28 protein-coding genes are annotated in these 26,949 nt (G+C 41.7%); 10 read left to right on the top strand and 18 right to left on the bottom strand.

The window, feature by feature from the left end:
* Window positions 1-55 precede the first annotated feature (55 nt).
* The 3 genes from H589_RS0116030 to H589_RS19970 form a co-directional block, all read right to left on the bottom strand.
* Window positions 56-289, bottom strand: a complete 234-nt coding sequence (locus H589_RS0116030) for a SlyX family protein (RefSeq protein ID WP_027722965.1) — start codon at window positions 287-289, stop codon at window positions 56-58.
* 77 nt (window positions 290-366) lie between these two features.
* Window positions 367-633, bottom strand: coding sequence for a hypothetical protein (locus tag H589_RS0116025; protein WP_027722964.1), 267 nt, complete (start codon window positions 631-633; stop codon window positions 367-369).
* A gap of 49 nt (window positions 634-682) precedes the next feature.
* On the bottom strand, window positions 683-955 hold the full coding sequence (locus tag H589_RS19970; RefSeq protein ID WP_035076219.1) for a FeoA family protein: 273 nt from the start codon (window positions 953-955) through the stop codon (window positions 683-685).
* Between the two features lie 211 nt (window positions 956-1,166).
* Between H589_RS19970 and carB the strand changes: the two genes are divergently transcribed.
* The 4 genes from carB (at window position 1,167) to H589_RS0116005 (ending at window position 8,985) form a co-directional block, all read left to right on the top strand.
* Complete coding sequence (gene carB, locus H589_RS0116020) at window positions 1,167-4,400, top strand: carbamoyl-phosphate synthase large subunit (protein WP_027722963.1); 3,234 nt, start codon at window positions 1,167-1,169, stop codon at window positions 4,398-4,400.
* Window positions 4,401-4,551: 151 nt separating this feature from the next.
* Complete coding sequence (purF, locus tag H589_RS0116015) at window positions 4,552-5,943, top strand: amidophosphoribosyltransferase (protein WP_027722962.1); 1,392 nt, start codon at window positions 4,552-4,554, stop codon at window positions 5,941-5,943.
* Between the two features lie 28 nt (window positions 5,944-5,971).
* Window positions 5,972-6,499, top strand: coding sequence for a YkgJ family cysteine cluster protein (locus H589_RS0116010; protein ID WP_027722961.1), 528 nt, complete (start codon window positions 5,972-5,974; stop codon window positions 6,497-6,499).
* A gap of 83 nt (window positions 6,500-6,582) precedes the next feature.
* On the top strand, window positions 6,583-8,985 hold the full coding sequence (locus tag H589_RS0116005) for a penicillin-binding protein 1A (RefSeq protein WP_027722960.1): 2,403 nt from the start codon (window positions 6,583-6,585) through the stop codon (window positions 8,983-8,985).
* Window positions 8,986-9,043: 58 nt separating this feature from the next.
* Here the strand turns inward: H589_RS0116005 and H589_RS0116000 are convergent, their stop codons facing one another.
* Genes H589_RS0116000 through H589_RS0115990 form a run of 3 tightly spaced genes read right to left on the bottom strand, consistent with a single transcriptional unit; the run spans window position 9,044 to window position 11,585 of the window.
* Complete coding sequence (locus tag H589_RS0116000; protein ID WP_027722959.1) at window positions 9,044-9,598, bottom strand: HDIG domain-containing metalloprotein; 555 nt, start codon at window positions 9,596-9,598, stop codon at window positions 9,044-9,046.
* A gap of 50 nt (window positions 9,599-9,648) precedes the next feature.
* Window positions 9,649-10,605, bottom strand: coding sequence for an ABC transporter ATP-binding protein (locus H589_RS0115995; protein ID WP_027722958.1), 957 nt, complete (start codon window positions 10,603-10,605; stop codon window positions 9,649-9,651).
* Window positions 10,606-10,622: 17 nt separating this feature from the next.
* A complete protein-coding gene (locus tag H589_RS0115990; RefSeq protein WP_027722957.1) occupies window positions 10,623-11,585 on the bottom strand; it encodes an ABC transporter ATP-binding protein in 963 nt (320 codons plus the stop codon).
* Window positions 11,586-11,711: 126 nt separating this feature from the next.
* Between H589_RS0115990 and trmFO the strand changes: the two genes are divergently transcribed.
* Window positions 11,712-13,031, top strand: a complete 1,320-nt coding sequence (gene trmFO / locus H589_RS0115985; protein WP_027722956.1) for a methylenetetrahydrofolate--tRNA-(uracil(54)-C(5))-methyltransferase (FADH(2)-oxidizing) TrmFO — start codon at window positions 11,712-11,714, stop codon at window positions 13,029-13,031.
* Window positions 13,032-13,151: 120 nt separating this feature from the next.
* On the opposite strand, the gene H589_RS0115980 is transcribed toward trmFO, so the two are convergent.
* The 8 genes from H589_RS0115980 to H589_RS0115945 all read right to left on the bottom strand — a co-directional run bounded on the left by H589_RS0115980 (window position 13,152) and on the right by H589_RS0115945 (window position 20,251).
* A complete protein-coding gene (locus H589_RS0115980; protein ID WP_027722955.1) occupies window positions 13,152-14,126 on the bottom strand; it encodes a 4Fe-4S binding protein in 975 nt (324 codons plus the stop codon).
* Window positions 14,127-14,133: 7 nt separating this feature from the next.
* Window positions 14,134-15,021 carry a dTDP-4-dehydrorhamnose reductase gene (gene rfbD, locus H589_RS0115975; protein ID WP_027722954.1) on the bottom strand — a complete coding sequence of 296 codons (888 nt, stop codon included), beginning with the start codon at window positions 15,019-15,021 and terminating at the stop codon, window positions 14,134-14,136.
* Window positions 15,021-16,040 carry a dTDP-glucose 4,6-dehydratase gene (gene rfbB, locus H589_RS0115970; RefSeq protein WP_027722953.1) on the bottom strand — a complete coding sequence of 340 codons (1,020 nt, stop codon included), beginning with the start codon at window positions 16,038-16,040 and terminating at the stop codon, window positions 15,021-15,023. Before rfbB ends, rfbD begins: the two co-directional genes overlap by 1 nt.
* A gap of 175 nt (window positions 16,041-16,215) precedes the next feature.
* Window positions 16,216-16,701, bottom strand: a complete 486-nt coding sequence (locus H589_RS0115965; protein WP_027722952.1) for a tRNA (cytidine(34)-2'-O)-methyltransferase — start codon at window positions 16,699-16,701, stop codon at window positions 16,216-16,218.
* 524 nt (window positions 16,702-17,225) lie between these two features.
* Window positions 17,226-17,609 carry a Rid family detoxifying hydrolase gene (locus H589_RS0115960; protein WP_027722951.1) on the bottom strand — a complete coding sequence of 128 codons (384 nt, stop codon included), beginning with the start codon at window positions 17,607-17,609 and terminating at the stop codon, window positions 17,226-17,228.
* A gap of 4 nt (window positions 17,610-17,613) precedes the next feature.
* Entirely contained in the window at window positions 17,614-18,612 is a 999-nt protein-coding gene (locus tag H589_RS0115955) for a nucleoside recognition domain-containing protein (RefSeq protein WP_027722950.1), read from the bottom strand.
* Window positions 18,613-18,693: 81 nt separating this feature from the next.
* A complete protein-coding gene (locus H589_RS0115950) occupies window positions 18,694-19,047 on the bottom strand; it encodes an STAS domain-containing protein (protein ID WP_027722949.1) in 354 nt (117 codons plus the stop codon).
* A 70-nt stretch (window positions 19,048-19,117) separates the two neighbouring features.
* Complete coding sequence (locus H589_RS0115945; protein WP_051249777.1) at window positions 19,118-20,251, bottom strand: sensor histidine kinase; 1,134 nt, start codon at window positions 20,249-20,251, stop codon at window positions 19,118-19,120.
* A 206-nt stretch (window positions 20,252-20,457) separates the two neighbouring features.
* On the opposite strand from H589_RS0115945, the gene H589_RS0115940 reads away from it, so the two are divergent.
* Window positions 20,458-21,144 carry a PilZ domain-containing protein gene (locus tag H589_RS0115940; protein ID WP_027722947.1) on the top strand — a complete coding sequence of 229 codons (687 nt, stop codon included), beginning with the start codon at window positions 20,458-20,460 and terminating at the stop codon, window positions 21,142-21,144.
* Window position 21,145: 1 nt separating this feature from the next.
* Window positions 21,146-21,349 (top strand): hypothetical protein, encoded by a 204-nt coding sequence (locus H589_RS0115935; protein ID WP_027722946.1) that lies wholly within the window; start codon window positions 21,146-21,148, stop codon window positions 21,347-21,349.
* Between the two features lie 72 nt (window positions 21,350-21,421).
* Here the strand turns inward: H589_RS0115935 and H589_RS0115930 are convergent, their stop codons facing one another.
* From H589_RS0115930 to H589_RS20965, 4 genes are all read right to left on the bottom strand, one after another.
* Window positions 21,422-22,153, bottom strand: a complete 732-nt coding sequence (locus H589_RS0115930; protein WP_027722945.1) for an amino acid ABC transporter ATP-binding protein — start codon at window positions 22,151-22,153, stop codon at window positions 21,422-21,424.
* The gene (locus tag H589_RS0115925) at window positions 22,153-23,166 is read right to left on the bottom strand and encodes an amino acid ABC transporter permease (protein WP_027722944.1); all 1,014 of its coding nucleotides are present in this window, start codon (window positions 23,164-23,166) and stop codon (window positions 22,153-22,155) included. Before H589_RS0115925 ends, H589_RS0115930 begins: the two co-directional genes overlap by 1 nt.
* Before the next feature lie 93 nt (window positions 23,167-23,259).
* Window positions 23,260-24,075: a transporter substrate-binding domain-containing protein gene (locus tag H589_RS0115920; protein ID WP_027722943.1), complete on the bottom strand. Its 816-nt coding sequence runs from the start codon at window positions 24,073-24,075 to the stop codon at window positions 23,260-23,262.
* A gap of 61 nt (window positions 24,076-24,136) precedes the next feature.
* Window positions 24,137-24,304 (bottom strand): hypothetical protein, encoded by a 168-nt coding sequence (locus tag H589_RS20965; RefSeq protein ID WP_169433128.1) that lies wholly within the window; start codon window positions 24,302-24,304, stop codon window positions 24,137-24,139.
* A 199-nt stretch (window positions 24,305-24,503) separates the two neighbouring features.
* Between H589_RS20965 and H589_RS0115910 the strand changes: the two genes are divergently transcribed.
* The 3 genes from H589_RS0115910 (at window position 24,504) to H589_RS0115900 (ending at window position 26,852) form a co-directional block, all read left to right on the top strand.
* Window positions 24,504-25,256: a basic amino acid ABC transporter substrate-binding protein gene (locus H589_RS0115910; RefSeq protein WP_027722942.1), complete on the top strand. Its 753-nt coding sequence runs from the start codon at window positions 24,504-24,506 to the stop codon at window positions 25,254-25,256.
* An 86-nt stretch (window positions 25,257-25,342) separates the two neighbouring features.
* Window positions 25,343-26,125, top strand: coding sequence for an amino acid ABC transporter permease (locus H589_RS0115905; RefSeq protein WP_027722941.1), 783 nt, complete (start codon window positions 25,343-25,345; stop codon window positions 26,123-26,125).
* On the top strand, window positions 26,115-26,852 hold the full coding sequence (locus H589_RS0115900) for an amino acid ABC transporter ATP-binding protein (protein ID WP_027722940.1): 738 nt from the start codon (window positions 26,115-26,117) through the stop codon (window positions 26,850-26,852). The genes H589_RS0115905 and H589_RS0115900 overlap by 11 nt, the downstream gene beginning before the upstream one ends.
* The last annotated feature ends 97 nt before the right edge of the window (window positions 26,853-26,949 follow it).

Here is a 26,949-nt window from a genome sequence, read left to right as displayed (position 1 = left end):
TGGCAGTCCATAGAGCTTTGCTGGGGAAATAGCAGCTTGGTTCATTTTATAATAATTAAACTTGCCCATAATGTGGAGGAGGAACATCATCAGAGGGTGACTCGTGTGCCACAGATTCTCTTAGTTCTTTCATGTGGCGCATCATAATTTCAACCTTTTTTTCAAGATCAGAAATTTGTTTTTGCTGGGCAATGATGAATTTATTCAATTCTTCAACAGTCTGATCCTGAAGTGCCAGAGCCATTTCAAGATTTTCGATTCTTAATTCATTTTGTTTGGTATCACTCATAGAAATGAAAATGCCAGAAGAGAGAGCCATTAGCAAACAGAAGCTTACTTTATATAAAGAGGTAAGGACGGCGGGAGTTATGCTTTTGTCTTTTTGGGGAGATCGTAAGGGACGTCTGCACCGTTTATAACGATGTTGACTATTCTCCCCTCAGTGCGCTCGATAAATTCTTTATAATTTTTGAGAGAGTTCAGTGTGGCAACAGTGTCCTGAGTGCTGGACCAGACTCCGAAAGTACTTTGTAAGCGGTCGTGAAGTTTTTTCATCTCAAGAAGATGAAGAGATGTTCGTGTGGTGTCGTTAGCAAGGATTTCTATGGATCTCCATTTGAAATTTGAATCCATGTTAAAATCTCTTAATAGGGTTTATTAATTTAAGCTTATGTGTATAATTTTATGAATCGACGCACTCGCAGCAGTCACATACGGGGATAGCCATAATCTTTTTCGCCATCTCACATCCTATTGCAAACTGAGAAGAGCGAACCTGTATGGTCATTCTGCCGCAACTGTTAAGGATATTTACAATGGTTCCAGGAATGATCCCAAGAGCTAACATCCTGCTCTTACAGCATTTTTCACCTTCAAGACTGGTGACACGGACTGTAACTCCGTTGCCGTAGCAACAGAGTGCTCTTGGTTTAGTTGTATTTGCTAGTGCGTTCATTGCAATTGATATTTAAATTCAATTTTGATGATTGTCAATGGAGGGACAGTATTAATTATTAATTTGAATGGGCAAGACAGTACTTGCTCATCTTTAAATAATAATTTATGACTCGTTGTCTCTTCACAAGTCCTACACAGGCTTCAGTCTGTATTATTTATTGAACAGGACAGCAAAGCCAATATCTCAAACCATTATTTGGGTGGAGTTCATGCCTAAACGCACTGATATCAAGAAAATTATGCTCATCGGCTCCGGGCCGATTGTCATCGGTCAAGCCTGTGAGTTCGACTATTCCGGGACTCAGGCTCTTAAAGCTCTTAAAGAAGAAGGTTACGAGGTAATTCTCGTAAACTCGAATCCTGCTACAATTATGACTGATCCGCACCTCGCGGATCGAACCTACATCGAGCCCATTGAACCGGGCACAATTGCTAAAATTATTGAGAAGGAAAGACCGGATGCTCTTCTGCCTACTCTTGGCGGTCAGACAGCTCTGAACACAGCTCTTGCTGTGGCGGAGATGGGTGTGCTGGAAAAATTCAACGTTGAGCTTATCGGTGCATCTGTAGATGTTATTGAGAAGGCTGAAAGTCGTGAACTTTTCCGCGCAGCTATGGACAAAATAGGTCTTAAAGTTCCTACCAGCAGAATTGCCCGCAATATTGATGATGTTCGTCGCTGTGGAAAGGAAATCAGTTTTCCCATTATTATCCGTCCTGCATTTACTCTTGGCGGAACTGGCGGCGGCGTTGCTTATAATATGGAAGATCTTGAAGAAATCGCCATGAATGGGATTGCTGCAAGTCTGCAAAGTGAAGTCATGCTTGAGGAGTCTATCCTCGGCTGGAAAGAATATGAACTTGAAGTTATGCGTGACCGCAAGGATAACTGCGTAATTATCTGTTCTATTGAAAACATCGATGCAATGGGTGTTCATACCGGAGACTCAATTACTGTTGCTCCTGCTCAGACCCTGACTGATGTTGAATATCAGGCTATGAGAGACGCTTCTCTTGCTATTATGCGCGAAATCGGTGTTGAAACCGGCGGGTCCAATGTTCAGTTTGCAGTGAATCCTGCAAATGGTGAGCTTGCAATTATTGAGATGAACCCCCGTGTTTCCCGTTCTTCTGCTCTGGCTTCCAAAGCAACAGGATTTCCGATTGCTAAAATTGCAGCCAAACTGGCAGTGGGTTATACTCTTGATGAAATTCCTAACGATATTACCCGCGAGACAATGGCTTCTTTTGAACCTACCATTGACTACTGCGTAATCAAGATCCCAAGATTTACTTTCGAAAAATTCCCCGGAGCTGAAGATTACCTCACCACCGCCATGAAGAGTGTCGGTGAAACCATGGCAATCGGCCGTACATTTAAAGAATGCCTACAGAAAGGTTTGCGTTCTCTTGAAGTTGGAATGCCAGGCTTCGGTAAGAAATTTGATAAATGTGATTATGACCGCGAAGTTCTGACCGGACTTTTGCGTAAGCCTAATTCCAAGCGTATCTTTGCTGTACGCGAAGCTTTTCTTTGCGGCATGACCCTTGAAGAGATTTTTGATCTAACAAGAATCGACCCTTGGTACCTGCATCAGTTTGAAGATTTGATCACTTTTGAGAATGAACTTAAGAAGTTTACTCTCGAAGTTGGTATGTATTCAGGCGATGCACAGGTTCCTGTCATGCTTAAAAAGGCCAAAGAATATGGCTACTCTGATCCGCAATTAGCATCCATGTGGAGAGAAACTGAGGAGAATGTCCGGAATTTCAGAAAAGATCTCGGATTGATCCCCACATATTATCTGGTGGATACCTGTGCTGCAGAGTTTGAAGCATATACACCATATTTTTATTCCACATACGAATCAGGTCAGGAAGCTGCTGCAATGGCTGACCGTAAGGTAATGATTCTTGGCGGCGGACCTAACAGGATCGGACAGGGAATTGAGTTTGACTACTGCTGCTGCCACTCTTCATTTGCACTGAATGAAATGGGTGTTCAGTCCATCATGGTTAACTCCAACCCTGAAACAGTATCGACTGACTATGATACTTCAGACAGACTTTACTTTGAGCCTCTTACTTATGAAGATGTGCTTAATATTATTGAGTTTGAAAAACCTGAAGGTGTAATTGTACAGTTCGGTGGTCAGACTCCGCTTAACCTTGCAATTCCGCTCCTCAAGGCAGGAGTTCCCATTCTCGGAACTTCTCCTGATTCAATTGACCGTGCGGAAGACAGGGAAAGATTTCAGGCACTGCTTGAAAAACTGGATCTCAAACAGCCTGAGAACGGTACTGCAATGTCGCTTGATGACGCGCAGACAATTGCCAAAAGCCTCGGTTATCCTCTGGTGCTAAGGCCTTCATACGTTCTTGGCGGTCGTGGTATGGATATCGTATACAGCGATGAAGAATTTGATACCTATTTCCGTGAAGCTGCGGTTCTGTCACCTGAGCATCCAATTCTCATTGATAAATTTCTTGAGAATGCGGTTGAAGTTGATGTTGATGCTCTTTCTGATGGTGAGCAGACTTATGTTGCAGGAGTTATGGAGCATATCGAGGAAGCTGGAATTCATTCCGGTGACTCCGCTTGTGTACTTCCTCCGCATACTCTGAGTGATGAAATCGTAAAAGAAATTGAACGGCAAACTATAGCTCTGGCTGAAGAACTTGATATTGTCGGTCTTATGAATATTCAGTTTGCTGTTAAAGATGATGTTGTTTACATCATCGAGGTTAATCCCAGAGCTTCAAGGACCGTTCCTTTTGTTAGTAAGGCCACTGGAATCCAGCTTGCCAAGATGGCAACTAAAGTGATGCTGGGCGAGAAACTCAAAGATCTCGACCCTTGGTCCATGCGTAAAGAAGGATTTTATTCTGTTAAAGAAGCGGTTTTCCCTTTCAATAAATTCCCTAACGTTGATGTAATGCTCGGACCTGAAATGCGCTCTACAGGCGAAGTCATGGGTATGGACTACACTCCCGGACTGGCCTTCATGAAAGCACAGCTTGGAGCAGGAATTAAGTTGCCACTTGAGGGAACAGTGTTTATCTCTGTAAAAGACAGGGATAAAGATGCCGTTCTGCCCACAGCGGAAAACTTTCAGGAACTTGGCTTCAGGATTCTGGCAACAGGTGGAACTGCTGATTTTCTTAATGAAAAAGGCATTAAAACTGAAAAAATTCTTAAGGTGAATGAAGGAAGACCGCATGTCGTTGACTTTATTAAGAATAACGATATCGACTTATTAATTAACACGCCATCCGGTAAGCAGACAGTTACTGACTCGAAAGAAATCAGACAGACTGCCTTGCTATACGGGTTAGCATATACGACGACTGTCGCGGGTGCTCATGCCATGAGTTTGGCAATCAAGGAGCAACGCGGTAAGGGACTTGATGTGCAGTGCCTGCAGCGCTATCACAACATGTAGCTAAAATTTATAAACTGGAAAATAACGGGCCGGGCGTAAAGCTCCGGTCCTTTTCCTTTTTTTGTCAGGACACTTAAATTTATAATTTTAAGACTATCTTGATAAGCGGAATAATATTTTCTAACACGCAGTTAATGCAAGAGCAAAGAAGATGAAAAAAGAATATTGTGGACTGTTCGGAATTTACGGACATCCCGAAGCAGCAAGAATGACCTATTTCGGCCTTTATGCAATGCAGCATCGCGGACAGGAGTCTGCCGGTATTGTAACCTGGGACGGCGGTACAATTCGTGAACAGAAAGGTATGGGCCTTGTTGCGGACGTATTTAATGAACGTCATCTGGGTAAAGAGCTTAAAGGTGATATCGCCATCGGCCATATTCGCTACTCCACTACCGGGGCATCTCTCATTAGAAATGCTCAGCCTTTCATTGTCCGTTTCGGTGATTTGCGTCTGGCTATCGCTCACAACGGAAACCTTGTGAACACAATGGAACTTCGTGAAGAACTTGAGGCTCAGGGGTCTATTTTTCAGACCACTATGGATTCTGAGGTTTTTGTTCATCTTATTGCCAAAAATCTTGGTGAAAACACCATCGAAGAAGCTATTATGATGGCTTGCCGCAAGGTTAAGGGTGCATTTTCACTGTTGATTATGGCCAATGATAAAATGATCGCTGTAAAAGATCCGCATGGTTTCCGCCCTCTGGCAATCGGCCGTGTTGGTGATAATTATGTTTTTGCATCTGAAACTTGTGCATTTGATCTTATCGATGCAGAAGAAATTCGTCCTCTTAATCAGGGCGAAATGGTTGTTGTAGAAGGCGGTAAACTGACTTCTTATACTTACTGTGAATCTGCTCCTAAGCGTCAGTGTATTTTTGAGCTTATCTACTTTGCCCGCCCGGACTCCACTGTTTTCGGTGAAGTTGTTTATGAGCGTCGCAAGAAGATGGGGGCAGTTCTGTCAACCGAGATGCCGCAGGATGTTGATTTCGTCATGCCGTTTCCTGATTCGGGAAACTATGCCGCAGTCGGTTATTCTCAGGAATCAGGTCTGCCTCTCGAATTGGCTATGATTCGTAACCACTATGTGGGCAGAACTTTTATTCAGCCTTCTCAGGATATGCGTGACTTCAGCGTACGCGTGAAGCTTAATCCTGTTAAGTCCATGATTAAGGGTAAAAGCATTATGATTGTTGAGGATTCTATTGTGCGCGGAACAACCACCCGTACAAGAATCAAAAAGCTTAGAGAACTCGGCGCACGTGAAATTCATATGCGTGTAAGTTGCCCGGCAATCCGCTTTCCATGCTACTACGGTATCGATTTTTCATCCAAGGGTGAACTTATAGCCGCAAACAGCACTGAAGAGGAAATTGCACGTTTCCTCGGACTTGATTCCTTGCACTACCTCTCCATTGACGGTTTACTGAGTTCTGTTGGAGAACGTGATTCATATTGTCTTGCCTGTTTTACCGGTGAATATCCTATTCCTCCTTGTAAAGGGCATCGTAAGATGTGTCTTGAGGACGGAATGTAATCTTAGGTTTTGAGGGGTGGTTATCTAGATGAAAGACCCATTTGTATGTGCTCGCTGTGGAGCCAAGGGGCCGACATGCTGTGAACTTACTCCTGGAACTGAGGAAGTCTGTTTTCCTGTATCTGATTATGAACGGGAACGCATTCAAGAATGCGTTCCCGATTTAGGCGGTTTTGCTTCGCAGCCGAATACCGCATTGTTTATTGAAAATTTACTGAGACTTTTTCCTGATCAGCGCCGAACGATCAGGGATGTTTTCCCTCCGGGCGGTATGCATTACCGGCTGGAAGTGGACAGAATGGGACGATGTGTTTTTTTAGGTGAGCAGGGGTGTATGATACCGCAGAAGGCTCGTCCTTTATACTGTCGTCTTTTTCCTTTTTGGACTGCTGAAAATGGACAGATAACAATTCTTGAGATTGATAGATGTCTCGCACAGCAGGAAAATAAAAGTCCGGGGAAACTTTTTAACGCCTTTGCAACTTCACAGTCAAAAGTTCGTTTACTACACAGCGAGCTTCGAATTGCATGGGGCTTTGCGCCGCATTCAGAATAATAACGCTGCATAAAAATTTCTGGCTCAAATTTAATACTGTATCTGAAAGCTGTCTTTTCACAGCTTCTCTATGAGAATTACAGATGAAAAAAATATATAAGATTTCACTTCTTTTTCTGTTGATAATGGGAATCCTCGGAGTAGGTGCTGTTGGCGGATTATATTACTGGGCTTCCAGTGATCTGCCCGGTTTTAAAAATATTACCGATTACAATCCCCCTCTGGTTACTACCGTTTATTCCCGTAACAACAATGTCTTGGGATATTTTTATAAAGAGAAGCGTTTTCTGGTCCGTATGGATGAAATGACACCGCTTTTGCCTAAGGCTTTTCTCGCCGCTGAAGACGCTTCTTTTTATATCCATGATGGCGTTGATTTTACTGCTATTTCTCGTGCATTCGTGGCTAACCTTAAGAAAGGTTCCCGCACACAGGGAGGAAGTACAATAACTCAGCAGATTATCAAAAGATTACTGCTTTCTCCTGAAAAGAGTTATAAACGCAAACTTAAAGAAGCTATTTTAGCTTTTCGGTTGGAGCATTATCTTGAAAAAGATGAAATCCTGACCATTTATCTTAATCAGATTTATCTTGGTGCAGGGGCGTATGGTGTTGAAGCTGCTTCGCGGATTTATTTTGGTAAACACGTCAGCGAGTTAACTGTTGCAGAGTGCGCTCTTCTTGCAGGTTTACCGCAGGCTCCGAGTCGCTATGACCCGTATAAGCATCCTGAAAAGGCAAAAGCCCGCCAGCTTTATGTGTTGGGCCAGATGCTTGAACATAACTGGATCAGTCGAGACCAGTATAATATCGCCGTCGATCAGCCGCTGGTTTATAAGAGTATGGAAGATCCTTCATGGCAACATGGAGCATACTACCTTGAAGAAGTTCGTCGCTGGCTTATTGAGAAATTCGGCGAGGACACTGTCTATAACGGCGGACTCAATGTCTATACTTCCTGTGATCTGAAGCATCAGGATGCTGCGGAAGCTGCAGTAAAAGCGGGACTTGAAAATTCGGCTTTGCGTCGTGGGTACAGAGGTCCTCTTAAGGAACTCAAGCCTGCTGAGTATGCTGGATTTTTAAGCTCTGAGATCGTTCCTGAATCTGAACTTCGGCCCGGAAAATGGGTTCAAGTTCTGGTCACCAAGGTTTCCAAGAAAGAAGCTTTAGTTAAATTCGGTAAATATGCGGCAAAAATGCCTGTTACATCCATGAAATGGTGCCGTACTCCTGATATTAAAAAAGCACCGGAAGATGTCCGTCCTGTCAAAGATGCAACTAAGGTTTTGAAAAAAGGTAATGTTGTATGGGCAAAGCTGGATAAAGCCTTTTTCAAAGACGGCAGCGAAGTAAACTTTAATCAGGTTGATCCTGATACAGATAAACTTGGTGATGTGAGCTGGCTTGTATCTCTTGTTCAAAAGCCTGTTGTTCAGGGCGCACTTGTCTCCATGGACCCCACAAATGGTGAAGTTCTTGCTATGGTCGGTGGGTATTCATTTGGCGAAAGCCAGTTTAACCGAGCTGTACAGGCTAAACGACAGCCCGGATCTGCCTTTAAACCAATTGTTTATTCAACAGCAATGGATAATGGTTTTACTCCGGCTTCAATTCTGATGGATGCGCCGTTTGTTTATACCGATATGGAAGCCGGAAAGCTCTGGAAGCCTGAAAATTTTGAAGGTGTCTTTTATGGCCCGACATTACTGCGAACAGCTCTGGTAAAATCCAGAAATCTGGTAACCATCAGATTGGCCCGTAAGCTGGGTATTGATAAAATTATTCAGCGGGCAAAAGATATGGGACTCAAAACCGAGTTTCCAAGAGATCTATCTGTTGCACTCGGTTCAGCATCCGTAACACTTATTAATATGGTTGAAGCATATTCAACCTTTGCAAGAGGTGGATCAAGGGTAAATGCACGCTTGGTTCTTTCTGTAAATAGCGCATGGGGAGATCTCTTGTATGAATCCAAGCCTGAAATTACCGAAGCTATCAGCCCGCAGACTGCATATATCATGTGCTCTTTGCTTAAAGAGGTTGTGCAGCACGGAACTGGGTGGCGCGCTAAAGTTCTTAAACGACCTGTTGCAGGTAAAACCGGAACGACAAATAATGAGCAGGATGCTTGGTATATGGGATTTTCTCCTTATCTGCTGACTGGAGTTTTTGTCGGATTTGATCAGCTTACCCCGATGGGGAAATGGGAAACAGGATCACGTGCAGCAAGCCCTATCTGGGTTTCCTACCGTAAGAAAGTTGAAAAAGATTATCCTTATGCTGATTTTCCGCAGCCTGACGGAGTGGTCATATCCAAAATTGATTCCGCTTCCGGGCTTCTTGCCGGACCGGACTCTAAAGAAACATTCTTTCTGCCTTTTAAGGAAGGAACGCAACCGACCAAGACGTCTGTCGGAGCGGATGGTGATTCCGGAGGCAGCGGAACAGGTTCAAGTGAAGATTTGTTTAAGCAGACATTCTAAAAAAAGTCCCCGGAGGCATAAGCTTCCGGGGACTTTTTCGTTCATAGCTTTTCGTTCGTTATCCGAGACCTACTTCCGGTGCGATATTTTTTACAGCTGCAATGGAAATAGTGAAAAAATCGTTAAGTTCCAGACCTATCTTTTCACATTCATTTATAATTTCACGGCTGACACTGGCAGCAAATGCTTTGGCTTTCATTTTCTTTTTTAAGCTCTTTGCTTTCATCCCTTCCATCTTTTCAGGGCGAATTAGTGCATTGGCGTGAATCAATCCTGTTACGGTTTCACCACAGCGTAAGGCATAATCAAAATCGCTTTCAGGTTGAACCCCGGTCATCTCTCCATTGTGTGCTTTGATGGCTTTAATAGCATTTTCAGGCAATTTACCTTCGAGCATTTCAGCTGAGATAAGGCCATGTTTTTCCGGCTGGTCAGATGTTGAACTGTAGTCTAGATCATGTAAGAGTCCTGTTCTTGACCATAATTCAATGTCCTGCCCAAGTTTTTCTGCCAGCGCACCCATTACAGCTTCTGATTCAAGAGCATGATGAATCAGATTTTCTTCGGGAGTATTGTCTTTAAGCAGTTTAAACGCATCATCTCTGGATATCATTTGCTTCTCCTGTTTCTGGGGTAATATTTTTAAAATTATTTGAATTTTACTTAGTACAAGTGGCAGAATACTGAATGACCGTTTTCCATTTCTTTTAACGCAGGCGGCTTCTGAGAACATATTCCCATAACTTTAGGACAGCGTGGATGAAATGGACAGCCGGAAGGCGGTGAAATTGGACTGGGCATGTCTCCCAAAATTTTTACATCGTCAGCCGGCAAATCAGGATCAGGAATCGGCACGGCTTTAAGTAATACCTGTGTGTATGGATGGAGCGGGGTAGTGTACAGCTCTTCGACCGGGGCAATCTCCATAAGCATTCCCAGATACATAACTGCTACGCGGTCGCTTATATGTGAAACAACGGAAAGGTCATGAGATATAAAAACGTAGCTGAGGTCAAATTCTTTTTGAATTTTTTTCAGCAGATTAAGTACCTGAGCCTGCACTGAAACATCCAGGGCTGAGACAGGTTCATCGCATACAATCAGGTCAGGATTCATGGCTATTGCTCTGGCAATTGCGATTCTCTGGCGTTGACCACCTGAAAATTCATGTGGATAACGCTTGGAATGCTCAGGCCTCAGACCTACCTGTATCAGCAATTCTTCCACTCGTTCGTTAATTTCTTTTCTGCTTCCTGTGTGATGGATGCGCATCCCTTCAGAAATAATTTTACCAACTTTCTGTCTGGGATTGAGAGACGAGTATGGGTCTTGAAATACCATCTGTATCATGGAGCTGCGTTCTGATGCAGGCCAGTCACTCAGACTTTTATCTTTAAAAATGATAGAGCCTGAATTCGGTACTTCCAGTCCTGTAAGTAAACGTGCTAGAGTGGATTTGCCGCACCCTGATTCACCTACAAGTCCGAGTGTTTCACCGCTTTTGACAACTAAAGTAACACCGTTAACGGCTTTTACCGTTGCCTTTGATAGTGAAAAAATACCGTTATTAACAGGATAGTGTCTTTTAATATCTTTAAGTTCGAGGATATTCTTACTCATTATGTATTCCAGTATACCTATTCATGAAGCCAGCAGCGTATTGTTCTGCCTTCTTTCATTTGTAATTGCGGGGCTTGCTCACGGCATATATCCATGGCAGCTTTACAACGCGGGTTAAATCGGCATCCACTTGGGAGATTGTTAAGAGCTGGAACATTTCCCGGTATGGGCTTTAGTTCTGCTTTGTTCCCCAGTACGGGAACCGAAGTCAGTAATCCTTGTGTGTATGGGTGCAGCGGGGTTTTGAAAAGATCTCTTATGTTCGCGCATTCAACCAGTTGTCCAGCATACATTACAGCAACACGTGTCGCGACTCTGGCTACCACTCCTAAATCGTGAGTAATCAGCATGAGTGAACCGTTCATTTTGTGTTTCATCTCGTCGAGCAATCGCAATATCTGAGCCTGTATGGTTACATCAAGTGCAGTGGTCGGTTCATCAGCTATAAGTATTTCAGGAGAGCAGGCCAGAGCCATAGCAATCATGACCCGCTGGCGCATACCGCCGCTAAGCTCATGAGGGAAATTATTTACACGTTTATGAGGATTGGGCATACCTACCAGCTTTAAGGCATCAACGGCTGCATCTTGAGCTTCTTTTTTCGTAAGACCTTTGTGTAGTCTTAGTGTTTCACCGATTTGATCACCTATTTTAAAAACTGGGTTTAACGAAGTCATGGGTTCCTGAAAAATCATGGAAAGATAATTTCCTCTGATTTTCTGCATTTCTTTCTCACTGAGCTTAACAAGGTCTTTACCTTGATAAATGACTTCTCCATTTGTTATTCTACCCGGAGGATCGGGTATAAGCCCCATGATGGAAAGTGAGAGAACTGTCTTGCCGCAGCCCGATTCACCGACAACAGCTAAAGTTTCTCCTTGCCCTAAGTCGATAGTGGCATTATCCACAGCTTTGATGATCCCGTTAGGAGTTGCAAATGATGTTGTCAGATTTTTAATTTGTAATATTGGTGCGGTCATAAACAAAATATGCCTGTATTTTAAATTTTTTTTGCTGCGCAGAAGGCGAATGTACAAACTTTTTACTTCTTAGCTAAGTAGTAATTTAGATAACTGAAAAATTCAATCGACTTTGGAGTACGTTAAGTGGATAAAATTGCTGTAATCGGTGGCGGTCTGGCCGGGTGTGAATGTGCTATGCAGCTTGCAAAAGCTCAAATTTATGTTGATCTCTATGAAATGAAGCCGGATAAATATTCGGAGGCTCACCATCTGCCGGGACTGGCTGAACTTGTCTGCTCAAATTCATTGCGGTCAGGCGAGCTGAACACAGCTATCGGTGTGCTTAAAAAAGAAATGGAATCTCTTGATTCTGTGCTTATGAAAGCCGCTATGCAGTCCCGTGTACCTGCCGGTTCAGCTCTTGCCGTTGATCGGGAAATCTTTTCAAAACTGGTTACTGAAGCCATTGAAGCAGAAGAATTTATCAACGTCATCAGGAAAGAGATAACCTCTATTGATGACCCTGCTCTGGCTGATTACGCTAAGATTGTAGTTGCCGCAGGACCGCTTGCTTCTAAATCGCTTACTGACAGCCTGATTTCAAAGATAGGTAATCAGCGTTTATATTTTTATGATGCCATAGCTCCTATTGTCAGCCGTGATTCCGTTAACATGGATGTTGCTTTTTATGGCTCACGTTACAAGCCTGAAGATGATGATTATCTAAACTGTCCCATGACAGAAGAGCAGTATTTTGAGTTTCTTACAGAACTTAAATCCGGTGAACGAGTTGTGCCACGCGAATTTGAAAAAGAAATTCATTTCGAAGGATGTCTGCCTATTGAAGAAATGGCTGATCGCGGCGATATGACTCTCTCATTCGGTCCACTTAAACCCGTGGGCCTCATCGATCCTCGTACTGAAGAGCAGGCTTATGCTGTTGTCCAGCTTCGTGCTGAAAATAAAGAGAAAACTTCTTTCAACCTTGTGGGTTTTCAAACAAAACTCAAATATCCCGAGCAGAAACGAATTTTTCGTATGATTCCCGGTCTTGAAAATGTTGAATTTTTACGTATGGGATCTATCCATCGTAATACTTATGTAAATGCTCCTGAGGTTCTTGATGAACACTTAGCCCTTAAATCTGATTCGAGGATTCATCTCGCTGGACAGATTACAGGTGTAGAAGGTTATCTTGAATCTGCTGCATGCGGTTTATGGGTTGGGTTAATGCTGGCTGAGCAAATTAAAGGTAACGAACTGCCAGCTCCTCCGCAGGAAACATCCATGGGAGCTTTACTTGGCCATTTACGCGAGAAAAAGAAAAATTTTCAGCCTTCAAATGTACAATTCGGATTGATGCCCGCACTTAAAAAACGAGCACCTAAACGAATTCGCAAAGAACTTTACGGTGAACGCGCTATGGAATTATTTGAAGCATGGCGTAGTGAAAATATTAAGTAGACTTTGCTAAGAGCGTTTGGCCCAGTTTAAACTGGGCCGTTTCGAGGTGATTCTACATTAGAATGTGAGACATAAAGAAGGGCAGATTTTGAAATATAATTTCAGAATCTGCCCATTTTATTAAAGTTGCATATAGTAATTACGTAACATCTCTATGGGATATGGAGAGTCCCAGTGATTAGTTATTCTTGCAGCAAAGTAGTATATCAGCAGTATGAATACTGATCCTGCGGCAACGGTGTACCACGGAAGTTTAATACGGCTGAGTCTGTCTGTCAGTGTTATGCAGTTATCAACCGGACAGGCATTTATGCATTGGACGCAGCCTATGCATTCAGCTGAATTGATAGTATCTTTAATATCTACCTCTATGCCCCCGGGACATGCCTTACTGCACTTTCCACAACTTATACAAGACTTCGTATCACGTTTTATTGCGACGGGTGATATTTTGGCAAAAATGCCGAGTAATGCCCCGTAAGGGCAAATAAATCGGCACCAGAAGTACGGTATAATTATACCAAGAATTAGCAGAATAGAGATTACTATAGCAGGCTTGATGCTTAAGTCAGCGAAGAAAAGCATCATTTTTGCTTCCGCTGTGAAATTGTATGAGGAATGGATAAAAGTATCCAGTTCACGGCCGCTCATTTTTACGAAGATGCCGTAAACTAAGCGGGTTATAAGAATATATTTGGGAATTAGAAGTATTAACTCAATTTTGCCCTTGACTGTTACGGTCTTTTTCATCTTACGACCGATTTTGTTGAGCAGGTTATGAATAAATCCAACAGGACATAGATAACCGCAAAAACCTTTGCGCACGATCAGACTCATGACTATGACGGCAATGAAGATAGTCAGTCCTGCGGGATGAACTTCATCAAATACGCCTTTTGTTATGAGTTGTTTAAGTGATAAAAGGGCGCTGATCGGAAGAAAACCTTCTACTGCACCCGGTTTTGCTACGGCTATGTCTGATTTTCCAATCATGAACTCGTAGAAAAGATAAAAGCGGTATCCTACCCAGATGCAGAACAATGTCATTGCAAGCTGGATAGAATCCCGCAGAAGTTTAGGGGATATTTTTTTCATTTTTAATTCATCGATCTTCTGGATGGTTTTTGAGATCGTTGTAGATGTAATCTCTCATAGCCTGAACCCACGGGCGCGGAGTAATTCCAGTTACCTCTGTAAATTTTGAGGTATCCAGAACTGAGTAGGGCGGTCTCTTTGCTTTAGTTGGGTAGGCACTTGTAGGTACAGCATCAACACGACAGTTAATTGCGGAACAATTGACCGCTTCAGTAGCCAGTTCGCACCAGCTGGCCTTGCCGGAATTAACAACATTGAAGACTCCGGCAGCTTCATTTTTAATAAGTGCGATTGTGTACTCCGCAAGGTCCGGAGTGTAGGTTGGAGAACCTGTTTGGTCATGAACAACGCTCAGGCTTTCACGTTCTCTGGCGAAGTTCAAAATTTTGTGTACGAAATTTGTTTTATTAGGGCCGAACAGCCATGCAGTTCTGATTATGAGGATGTTATCATAATTTAGATCAAGAAGTTTCTCTTCTCCGTCAAGCTTGGTTGATCCGTATACAGATTGCGGATTTGTTTTATCTTCTTCAGTGTATGGTGAATCTTTTTTACCGTCAAAAACAAAGTCTGTACTGTAATGAATCAGTTTGCAGTTGCATTGTTTGGCTAGTCTTCCGATCGTTACGGGCAGGGTTGTGTTTAGCAGGTGGGCATTGTTTTCTTCATCTTCAGCCTGATCGACCATTGTATAGGCCACAGTATTGAAGATAAAGTCAGGATTCTCTCTTTCGAGAAGTGCTGCCAGAGAGTCCATATTTGAGGGATCAAAGTCTTTACGGGAAAGGGGGACAGTTATAACTTTATGATCTTGTAATTTTTCTGTCAGGGATTGTCCCAGAAGTCCTGTACGTCCACCTAAAATAACTGCCTTTTTACCTGCTAAATCAATCATTATCGCTCTCCATACCAATTGTCCATAAACTCGCGGTATGCCCCGCTGCGAACATCGTCAAGCCACGTTGTATTGTTTTGATACCATTCAACTGTTTTACGAATGCCCTGCTCAAACGAGATGGCGGGTTTAAAGCCAAGTTCTTTTTCTGCCAGAGTGTAATCCATGGCATAACGCATGTCATGCCCGGGTCTGTCTTTGACATAGGTTATCAGAGATTCATCTTTTCCGAGAATAGTAAGAAGCTCTTTAACCAGCTCAAGATTTGTTTTCTCAGCTGCTCCGCCAAAGTTATAAGCGCTGCCGGGTTTACCTTTCAGCAGGGTGAGTTCTACGCCTGTACAGTGGTCATCAACATAAATCCAGTCACGGATATTAGAGCCGTCACCATATATGGGCAGTTGTTCATCTGCTGTAGCTTTGATGAACATTAACGGGATAAGTTTTTCAGGAAACTGGTAGGGACCGTAGTTATTGGAGCACCTAGTGATGGATACAGGAAATTTGTATGTTTCAAAGTACGCTCTGGCCATGAGATCGGCACCAGCTTTGGATGCGGAATAAGGGCTGTTCGGTACCAGCGGATTTTCTTCAGTAAATGCCGGATCATCTGGGCCGAGTGTGCCATATACTTCATCCGTTGAAACATGGACGAATTTTTCAATACCTGCTTTACGCGCACATTCCATAATATTTTGCGCACCGAGGGTATTGGTGGTCAAAAAAGGTGCTGGATCATTAATTGATCTATCTACATGTGATTCCGCGGCAAAGTTTACAACCGCTTCGATTTTATAATCGTGTAATACGGACGTAACAAAATTTTTATCGCAGATATCACCCTGAATGAATGTGTAGTCAGAGTCATTGTCTTGTTCCAGCTTCAGCAGATTCTTGCGATTCCCGGCATAGGTCAGCTTATCAAGATTGAAAATCTTCCAGTCGGGGTGTCTCTCCTGCATGAGGTAAACAAAATTTGTCCCGATAAAACCACATCCGCCGGTAATAAGAAGTCGCATAAAATCTCCAGAATGAATTTGATTACAAAGGGCAACATACCGCTTGAAGCTATGTTATGCAAGAAAGTGCAATATTAAGTTCAATATACTGAATATATTATATATTATGAAGAGTTGTTAAGCTTTTCCTGGCCATTTTATGAGCTAAAAAAGTCAGCATAAGCAGTTGTTAACTCTACTTGAAGCTGACATCTACATCAAGGCAGGATAGCGCTTGATAGAGCAGAATTCCTGCTGAAGTGGAAAGGTTGAGACTACGCACATTGTTCGTGGTGGGTATATTGACTGCATATTTAAGTTCTTCAAACATCCACTCTGGCAGACCACGGGTTTCCGGTCCAAGGACAAGACAGTCACCAGCTTCGAAATTAAATTTGAATAAAGAGGTTCCGCGTTTAGAGCTGGTGGTTACGAGCCTGCCAATTTCAGCGTTATCTTTGAATTCCTGCCAGTTTTCCCATACAGATAGTTTTACGCTTGGCCAGTAGTCGAGGCCTGCACGCTTAAGGTGTTTATCTGAGATAGAGAATCCAAGAGGCTTAATCAGATGAAGAGGAGTATCTGTTCCGGCGCAGAGTCGGGCAATATTTCCTGTATTCGGTGGAATTTCAGGTTCGAAAAGTACGATGCTGAAAGGATTTGTAAATTTTTCCTGTGTCATGGCAGGAATCGATATCAGGAGAATTTAATCAGGGCAATATTTGATTTAGCTGTTTTGTAAATCAGTACTATAAAATCATATTTTTTTGAAATAAAAAATGTCCGGATCAATCGCGGGAGGGAGGCAGAATCGCTTGTGTTAATTATATTTTTCTAAGCTGTTCGTTTCTGCCGAGTCCTGCACTCGCCTATTGTTCCAGATCATTTTTTTGAAGACGGATTTAAGAATGACTCTTATTTTTAATGGCTTTCGCCTTTTTTTATATTGTGTTTAGTCAGTTCTTTTTACTCGTCTTATTTTTTATTAAGCATGTAGTGTGCCAAATACTACTTTTAAAACATAATATATTGTAATTGCATTGTAATATGTTTGCAAAAAAATATCTGTTAGATGCATGTAGGAAAAAATGTCTAAAAAATGACATTTGATAAAACGGCCTGACTTAAACTTAAGTCAGGCCGTTTTATCAAGCTTTTATAGTGCATGATTAGGGAAGATATGTATTGCCGGATTTTTAAATATGTCTAAGAAATTGCAGCAATGCATTTAATTTCAACAAGTCCGCCTTTAGGCAAGGCACTTACTTCAATTGCAGCTCTGGCTGGTTTATGTTTGGAGAAAAATTCAGCATATATTGCATTAACCTTAGCAAAATCGTCCATGTTGGTGAGGAAAACATCAACCGATATTACTTTATTAAGGCATGAACCACATGCTGTAAGTATTGCTTTTAAATTTTCGAGAGCCTGACGGGTCTGAGCCTCAACGTCATCTGCAATAAACTCTCCTGTTGCAGGAGATAAGCCTAGCTGACCGCTTACGAAAGCCTGTCCGTTGTAAATTGTTGCCTGTGAATAGGGGCCAATTGCCGCAGGAGCATTTTCAGTATTTACAGTCGTTACGATCATTTTTTTATCCTCTTTCAGTAACAAGATTTTTGGGAAGTCCCCATAAATATTTATCGGAGAATGACTCCGGTATAATTTTTGTTATTTGCACAATGGCTGCTACTGTAATAATTGAAAAAATCAAACGTCCCCAGAAAAGGCCGGAAATGTGTCCGCCTATCATGGTGAGGAGTAGAGTGTCTTCAATTAAACTATGGCAAAGACTCATGAGTGTAAGTGAGTAGAATACGTCTTTCTTATCAATACGACCTGATTTAGTTTCATGAATGATCATACCACCGCCGTAGGAGAGCCCCATAGTCAGTCCTACTACGGTTAGAGCTGAGGCTTTAGAGCCAATGCCCATTAAGGTCAGTAGCGGGCGTAGCAGGAAGTCCATTGCTGCAAGAATCCTGAGCTTTGCCAGAATTCTCATTACAGCTAGTAGTGATAAAATAATCCCGAAAATTGAGATTAAATTTTTAATCTCACCAAATGCCCACTGTAAGATTGTTTTATCTACAGCAGCATTCTCAGGTGTCAAAATAATATTGGCTGGGCTTTGTAAAAGATTAAAATTGTCATAGATCAAATGAAGTAGCAGGCCGAAAATAAATGCCCCTGCAAAGCGGGTGATAAGCTGAAAAATTAATTTAGGCCCGGAGCTTTGCACAACACGCAGTTCAACCGGTAGAGCGTGAGCAACCAGCATCATTGTTCCAAGTATTGTTGCTTGCGCCGCAGTCAGAGGTTGATCTTGAACAAGGCTTAAAAAAACGATCAGTCCACTGTATATATTGTTGATCAGAGCCGTTGCCCATACAAGGCCCATCTCTCCCGGTAGTCCTACCAGTTTCATGAATGGCGCAAGAGGGGCGGCAAGATAACCTATCAGATTCAGTTCTTGTAGAATTTTAACAATAATTATAACTGGAACCATGATTTTGAATAGGTCAAGGCTGATACGGATAGCATCTTTAATTGTAGAAGTGGCAACGGATAATAGTGATTGCGGTTTTGTCATTGTTCTGGGTAGGTTTGATACTAGGCAGGAAAATAAAAAACCGGGCTAAGCAATAGTGCCTGCCCGGTTTTAGCAAAAAAATTAGGCCAGCATTTGACTTTTAAGGCCTTCAATTGCGTCATTTTCTGTGTCGTACAGATCAAAAACTTTATGCAGGGCCGCGATATCGATTATTTTCTTTACCCGATCGCTTATGTTGAACATGGCAATACAGCCTTTTTCTTTCATAAGTTTATTTCGCAGGGTGATTAGGGTCCCAATTCCCATGCTGTCCATGAAATCTATACTGCCCATATCTAGAGCAACATTAAATTTTTTCTCATCAAAAAGAGGAGTAAGCTGGCGCTGGAATTCATGGCTGACTACATGGTTCAGTTCCTGAGAGTTAATTTTTACGACGGTTATTTCATCAATCTGTTTAAAGCTAATTTCCATTTTTCTTCCTTATTATGATGTGGTTCTACTAAAAGGATCACGTGTAGGAAGCTACACCTCCTTTTAAATTCTAGCAAGTATGTGTTTCGCACGGAAAAATTATTTCAAACGTAGCACCATTGCTATTAAAAAATTTAAACTCCCCATTAAGCTGCTGCGCAAGAGTATCAACAAGAGTCATGCCAAGGGTTTTTGTGCTTCCTATAGTATATGCATCAGGAATACCTATACCGTCATCTGAAACATCGAGTTTGATTTTGCCGGAGATTTTACGCATTGAAATTCTTAAAACACCATTCTCGCCGCCAGGGTATGCATGGCGCAAGGAATTTGAGACCAGTTCATTGATGATAAGCCCGCACGGAATTGCAGAGTCAATGCTGAGATGAATATCCTGAATATCAACATTGGGTTCTATTTTACCATCTACTGAGTAAGAGCGTAGCAGGAAATCGATAAGAGTCAGTGCATATTCATTCATATCAATGCGTGTAAGGTCTTCAGAGCGGTATAGCTTTTCGTGCAGCATGGACATAGACCTGACTCTGTGCTGGCACTCACGTAGTAAATTACTCGCTTCAATGTCTTCGGTATAACCGCTTTGCAGACTCAAAAGACTTGAAATTACTTGCAAATTATTTTTAACACGATGATGAATTTCTTTAAGCATAACTTCTTTTTCGGCAAGTGATGCTCGGACCAGCTTTTCAGAATTTTTGCGGGCAGTGATTTCTTCGGAAAGAATTTTGTTCATACGCTCTAGTTCGTCAGTTCGCTCACTGATTTTCTTTTCGAGCTCTTCTTTATAGCGTTCGTTCTCAACAAGACGCCTGGCACGTGTTCTGGTGCGTTCAACGGCATTTTCAAGATCACTTAAGTCGGTAATCGGTTTTGGAATATAATCCCACGATCCCAGCCTGACGGTTGCTATAACATCTTCAAATGAACCTGTTCCGGAAACAACAATTACCGGGGTTTGCGGAGCTTCCTGTCCAAGTGTTTTCAATACAGCCAGACCATCCATTTCCGGCATACGCAGGTCAAGGAGGACTACTTCCGGTTCTTCTTTTCTAAATATATTCAGTCCTTCAGAGCCATTACTTGCCTGAAGTACTTCATACCCACTATCTTCTAAATAGTGCGCTATGGAAATTCTAACACTTTCATCATCATCAATAGTCAGTATTTTAGTTGACTCTTCCATTAACTTTTCCATTTGCAGTATGGTTTCTGACTTATTCTTGCAAAACGGTCTGATTGCAGTATTATTTAAGAAACATCACATACTTTTGATGTTTAATAAAAATTAAACATTGAGAGTTCTAATAATAATGCCTTTTTTTTATTTTATCAGTATATATAGATATGAACCAATAGCCAAGTACTGATTTAAGGTTGGAGTGTTGCTGCGTGGAAAATATAAATGTTATTCTGATTGCCGCTGCAGGGGAAAGCAGAGAAGTGTATCTGAAAGCTATCAAAAGCTTTGGTGTTCATGTAGATGTTGTCAGTTCTATTTATGAAGTGTATGAGAATTATGGCAAAGTAAGGTATCACGGTTTCTTACTGGATGTTCCTACTTTGTTGCGCTTAAAGGCTGTAGATAAATCTGAAATTAATCTTTTGATTGATAATTTTCCTGTGCTTAGAGTCAGCTATACTTCTTCTAACGGAGTACGCTGTATCCCGACTGGAAAGTATTCCGGGTATGGAAATTCTCTAGAAGAATTTTTGCTGAACAATTGTTATAAATTTATCCCGCGCTCTTTGCGCGGAACTCGGCGTGGGACAAATGTTTTGAATGTCCTTTTGAATCGAAACCTTCATTCTCCTGCAGGGGCTGTTGAAAAAAGTATAACTATTAATTTTTCATCAGAAGGGGCATTTTTTTATTCTGTAGCAATATGGAAAGAAAAAGATCCTGTATGGGCAATTTTCAAAGAACTTACAGATAAAACTCCAATCAAGGCCGAGGTGAAAAGAGTTGTGGTGTGGGGAAAGACTTCAAATATTCCCGGTATCGGAGTTGAATTTTTAAATATCTCTGATGGACAGTCTGAACAGCTGGAAAAATTGATTCAGGGCAAGAAGGTGTGAAATGAGTGAGAAGAAGGTAGATAAAAATTTCGAAAGACTGCTGGAATGTATGGCTCGCGGGATTCTTGTAGGAGGTTCTGTAGGAGCCATTGCGGGATGGTTTTTTATGGATTTTCAGCGGGCTTTATTGCTTGGTATGCTGGTTGGATGTATTGGTGGGCTTACAATGAAGAATGTCAGGGATAAAAAAGATACAGAGGTTTAGTCTTATTCTCTCTCTGTATTTATATTTTAAAAAAGGACCGCCATGTACTAACTTGGCGGTCCTTTTTGTTTTTTATAGAATCTGACTGAGGAAGAGTTTGGTTCTGTCTGAATCTGGGTTGGTGAAGAAATGCTCCGGGGTTCCTTTTTCCAGAATCATCCCTCTGTCCATAAAAAGAACTTCGTCAGCTACTTCACGGGCAAATCCCATTTCGTGAGTTACAACCACCATGGTCATGCCTTCTTTTGCTACAGTCTTCATTACATCAAGAACTTCACCGACCATTTCTGGGTCGAGAGCTGAAGTCGGCTCATCAAACAGCAGAACCTTAGGCTCCATTGCAAGCGATCTTGCAATAGCTACACGCTGCTGCTGACCGCCAGAAAGCTGAGTGGGGTACACTCCTGCTTTGTCATGAATTCCTACTTTTTTAAGTAGCTGCATGGCTATTTCGCCAGCCTCTTTTTTAGACCTTTTACGCACTACAGTCTGAGCTACTGTCAGATTTTCAAGTACTGTCTTATGAGGGAAGAGATTAAAAGACTGGAAAACCATTCCTACTTCTTCCCTGATCTTATTGATATTAGTCTTGGGGGAAAGGATATCAACCCCATCAATATATATATGACCTGAATCAGCGTATTCAAGCCTGTTCAGGCAGCGCAGGAAAGTAGATTTTCCTGACCCTGAAGGACCAACGACAACAACAACTTCACCCTTTTTGACTGTGTGTGAAACATCAGACAAAGCTTGTACTTCGTGAGGTACATAAAAAGTTTTGTATATATTTTTTACTTCTATCATTATCTTTGCACCATTCTTTTCTCAAGATATTGAACAAACATTGAGAAAGCAAAAGTAAGGACTAAGTAGAGTAGCGCACAAAGAAACCAGAACTCAAATGGCTGCAGGCTTGTAGAGACTGCTTCGCGTGTTGCTTTGGTCAGTTCTCTGATTGCAATAACTCCAAGTAGTGATGAATCTTTAATCATGCTGATAAACTGACCTGCAAGTGGTGGCAGAATTCTTCTGAACGCCTGCGGAAGGATGATCTGCTTCATTGCATGATATTTTGACATACCAAGTGAACGAGCTGCTTCCATCTGTCCTTTGTGAACCGATTGAATCCCGGCGCGAACTATTTCCGCAACATAAGCTCCAGCGAAAATAGCAAGGGATGCAACTCCGAACCACAAAGGTGGAATCTGGGGGATAGCATATTTGTCCAGCAGATTGTTTATTAGCGTTCCAAGAACGAAGTACCAGATAAACATTTGTACAAGCAGCGGAGTTCCGCGAATCAGTTCTATATAAGTAATGGCTGAAAGCCTTAGTGCCGGGTTTTGTGAAATCCTGGCTAGTCCTGTAAAAAGGCCTAATCCGATGCCGAAAATTATTGCTATGGCGCTGACCTTGAGCGTGACTAGAAGTCCTTCAAGGATGACACCCATTTCCCACTCTTTTTTAATGCCGAGAGTGTCACCTGCGAAAACGGTATCACCTTCATAGACACGTACCCCGGATACAGGCACTTCGTATTGTTCGGAGTCTGTTCCTTCGCCTTTTACGAGGATTATTGCTGTCTTACCATTTTCAGCAATTGAAGATACAGAGCCTTCAATCATAGATGTTATATCTATTTCTTCTTCGTAATAAAAATAGTTTGGGATCTGTTTCCAGCGCCAGACATAGTCAACTTGCTGTGTTGCCCAATATAGCCCTAAAATAGTTGCAAATAGGCCTATATAAAATACCGTTTTCCAGAAAATTTCGTAGCTGCGGCCTTTGCCGGGAGCCCTTAGTGATGTTTCACTCATAATATTTAAGCCGATTTTATAATTTTAACATTCGTTGAAAAAATTAAAGGGGCGGAAAATCCGCCCCCGGAATAATTTCAAGCAATAAAGTTGTTACTGGATGCTTTTGCGCCATGCAGTACTTTCAAACCATTTATTGTACAGCTTCTGGTAGCGTCCGTCATTTTTGATCTGATGCAGGAAGTTATTAAGGAAGTTAAGGAAGTCAGGATCACCTTTACGTACACCCCAGCCAAGAGGTTCAAATGTAAATGGTTTGTCAAGGAAAAAGAGTTTTCCATTACCCTGTTCAGCCATGAAGATTGCATTGAAAGGAAGGTCGTAAATAAGAGCTGATGCCTTTCCGTTAAGAACTTCAAGTGCAGCATCTGTTTCAAGGTCAAAAGATTTATATTTTGCTTTAGGTAGAAAACGTTTTGCAGCCTGTTCACCTGTTGTTCCAAGTTTGGAAACAATGGTGTATTCTGGGCTGTTCAGATCTTTGTAAGATTTGATTTTACCTTCGAGTTTTTTGTTAACCAGTGCAGTCTGTCCGACAACCATGAAAGGTTCTGCAAAGTTAATCTGCAGGTTGCGCTGCTGGTTTACTGTCATGCCTGCTGTGATAACGTCAATTTTATTGGTAAGCAGTGCAGGGATAATTCCGTCAAATTCCATATTGACCGGAACAAATTTAACTCCCATTGCTTTTGCCATTTCACGGGCAAGGTCAATTTCAAAACCAACGATGCGGCCTTTTTTGTCAGTCATCTGAAAAGGGATGTAACCGGAAGCGATACCACAACGCAGTTCTCCACTTTTCAGTATAGAGTTGAGAGTAGATTTTTTGGCGAGATCAATGTCAGAAGCATTAGCACTCATAGCAAAGCAGAGCACTAAAGCCATCAGCATCATGCAAATTTTTTTCATAGCTTTCTCCTTAAAATTATTGTCTTAAAGTAAGTCAAAGTACATCAATAAGGTTTTCGATTTAACCGTACTTACCTTCAGTCAGAACTTCTTTAACAATCATTTCTATTTTACATAGAGAGCAGATCGGCATTGATTCTTTTGGGAAGTAAACAATACGGGTCTCTCGACATTTAGGACAGATCACCTCTACAGCTTCCTGTCTTTCTTCTTTGACTTTCTTTTTCATGAGTAATGCCCCTTAGAAAAAATAATCTGGAAAACTAACCTTTTTAAGAATAAAATTCAAGATATCATTTTTTTACAACGCTAAGAATACTATAAAGTTAGTTCGTGTCAGTAAACCTATATTGACAGAATGCGCAATTTATATAATTTTTATCTGCGTTATTTAAGGGTGTTTTAACAATTTTTTTGGAGGAATATTTATGTTGAAGAAGATCATCGTCGCTCTGATGCTGACTATTTTTACTGCTTTCCCGGCTATGGCAGGTAGTAAAGCTCCTGTCGTTACAATCGCTTCTGACTGCACCTGGCCACCAATGGAGTTTGTAAACAAGGATAAGCAGATTGTTGGTTTTTCAGTTGATCTTATGAAAGCCTGTGCTACAGCGGCCGGTTATGATGTGAAAATTAAAAACGTTGCCTGGGATGGCATTTTTGCCGGACTTGCCGCCGGAAAATATGATGCTATCTGCTCCTCCGTTACAATTAACGAAAAACGTAAAAAAGTAATGGATTTTTCGGCTCCATATTTTGAAGTACAGCAGTCTGTAGTCACCAACAAAGATTCTAATGCTAAGACCTTAGATGATTTTAAGGGTAAAAATATTGGTGCTCAGATCGGTACTACAGGATATTTTGCGATTAAAACAGTAGAAGGTGTTACACCTAAATCATATGATGAAATCGGCCTTGCAATGGAAGACCTCTATAATGGTCGTATTTCAGCTGTTGTTTGTGATGATCCTATTGCAGCTGACTTTGCTTTACAGCAAGCAGACTATGCTAAAAGACTTAAAATTGCCTTTACTGTAAAAAGTGATAAAGCTGAATATCTTGGCGTAGCAGTGAGAAAAGGCAATACAGAAATTCTCAGCCTTATAGATAAAGGGCTTGCAGCTGTTAGAGCTGACGGCACTTATGATAAAATTAAAGCTAAATGGTTCGGCAGTAACTAAACTGCTAAAACTTAAGGCTTGAGTATAAACATGAGCCGGGGTCGACATGATCCCGGCTTTTTTCTGCAGGTCGGGTAAAAATAAATATGAGCGAAAAAAAAGTTAAAATTGAAGTAACGGATGGAGCCAGTATTCCTGATAGCCAGGATCCCAGTATGTTTAATGCGTGGTGGGTTTCTTTTATAGGTGCTATCGGGATGATTGCATATCTGGTAATAAGCAAACCAGATCCATACAGGAATATTCTCCTTTTTGTTCCTGATGGAATTATAGTAACTTTTGAGGTTACAATCTGCTCAATTATCGGAGCATTGATAATCGGTCTTTTTACAGGACTTGGAAGAATATCGAGTAATAAATTTATTAACCTCATTGCCTCTACGTATGTTGAGGTGGTTAGGGGTATTCCACTTTTAGTACAGCTCTTTTATATTTATTACGCAATGGGAAGGGTGTTACAGGTTCAGGATATGCTTTCGGCAATTCTTGCTATGAGTGTATGTTATGGAGCATATATGGGCGAAGTGTTCCGTGCTGGTATTGAATCCATTGACGAAGGTCAGACTGAAGCTGCCAGATCTCTTGGTTTTAGCAAAAGAGAGACAATGTTTCTTGTTATTTTGCCTCAGGCCTGGAGAACCATTCTGCCACCTGTTGGAAACGAATTTATTGCGTTGCTGAAAGATTCTTCTCTGGTTTCCATTCTTGCTGTTGCCGATATTTTAAGGCGTGGACGCGAGTTTGCTGCAGAAAGTTTTCAGTATTTTGAAACATATACAATGATCGCCTTATTGTATCTTCTGATTACATTGATATTGTCAAAAGGTGTAAGTCACATGGAAGCGAGGTTGAACCACTATGACCGCTAATCCTATTATTGAAATAAAGAATGTATATAAATTCTTTGGTGATCTGGCTGCGCTCAGTGATGTTTCTCTTGATATTAAGCAAGGTGAAAAAGTTGTAATCATTGGCCCTTCCGGTTCAGGTAAAAGTACACTGCTGCGTTCTATCAACCGTCTGGAAGAGATCAACAAAGGCTCGATTATCGTTGATGGTCTCGATGTTCATGATAAAGATAATGATATTAACTGTATCAGGCAGGAGCTTGGTATGGTGTTCCAGTCGTTTAACCTTTTTCCGCATAAGACAGTTCTGGAAAACCTGACTATGGCTCCGATCAGGCTTAAAGGACTCGAAAAAGAAGATGCAAGAGCTATTGCTGTTGATCTGCTTAAAAAAGTAGGTATCCGTGAAAAAGCCAATGTATATCCATCAAAGCTTTCCGGCGGACAGCAGCAGAGGGTCGCTATTGCCCGTGCTTTGGCTATGAATCCTAAGATAATGCTTTTTGATGAACCTACGTCTGCACTTGATCCTGAAATGATTGGCGAGGTTCTTGATGTTATGAAGAATCTTGCCCGTGAAGGTATGACTATGGTAGTTGTAACCCATGAAATGGGATTCGCCCGTGAAGTTGCAGATAGGATAGTGTTTATGGAAGATGGTCGGATGATTGCGAATGCTCCTCCCAGCGAGTTTTTTGATAATACTGAACATCCCAGATTAAAACAGTTTCTGGATCAGATTCTGTAAATTATAATGTGTCAGCTTCAGCCGGTTCTGCTTTTCAGATCCGGCTTTTTTATTTCTAACTCTCAGAAGATCTTTGCTTTTCTTGGAATATCTATTA

Origin of the sequence: Maridesulfovibrio zosterae DSM 11974 (genome assembly GCF_000425265.1) — a bacterium.
GTDB classification, from domain to species: Bacteria; Desulfobacterota; Desulfovibrionia; order Desulfovibrionales; family Desulfovibrionaceae; genus Maridesulfovibrio; species Maridesulfovibrio zosterae.
This window is presented reverse-complemented; position numbering and strand designations above follow the sequence as displayed.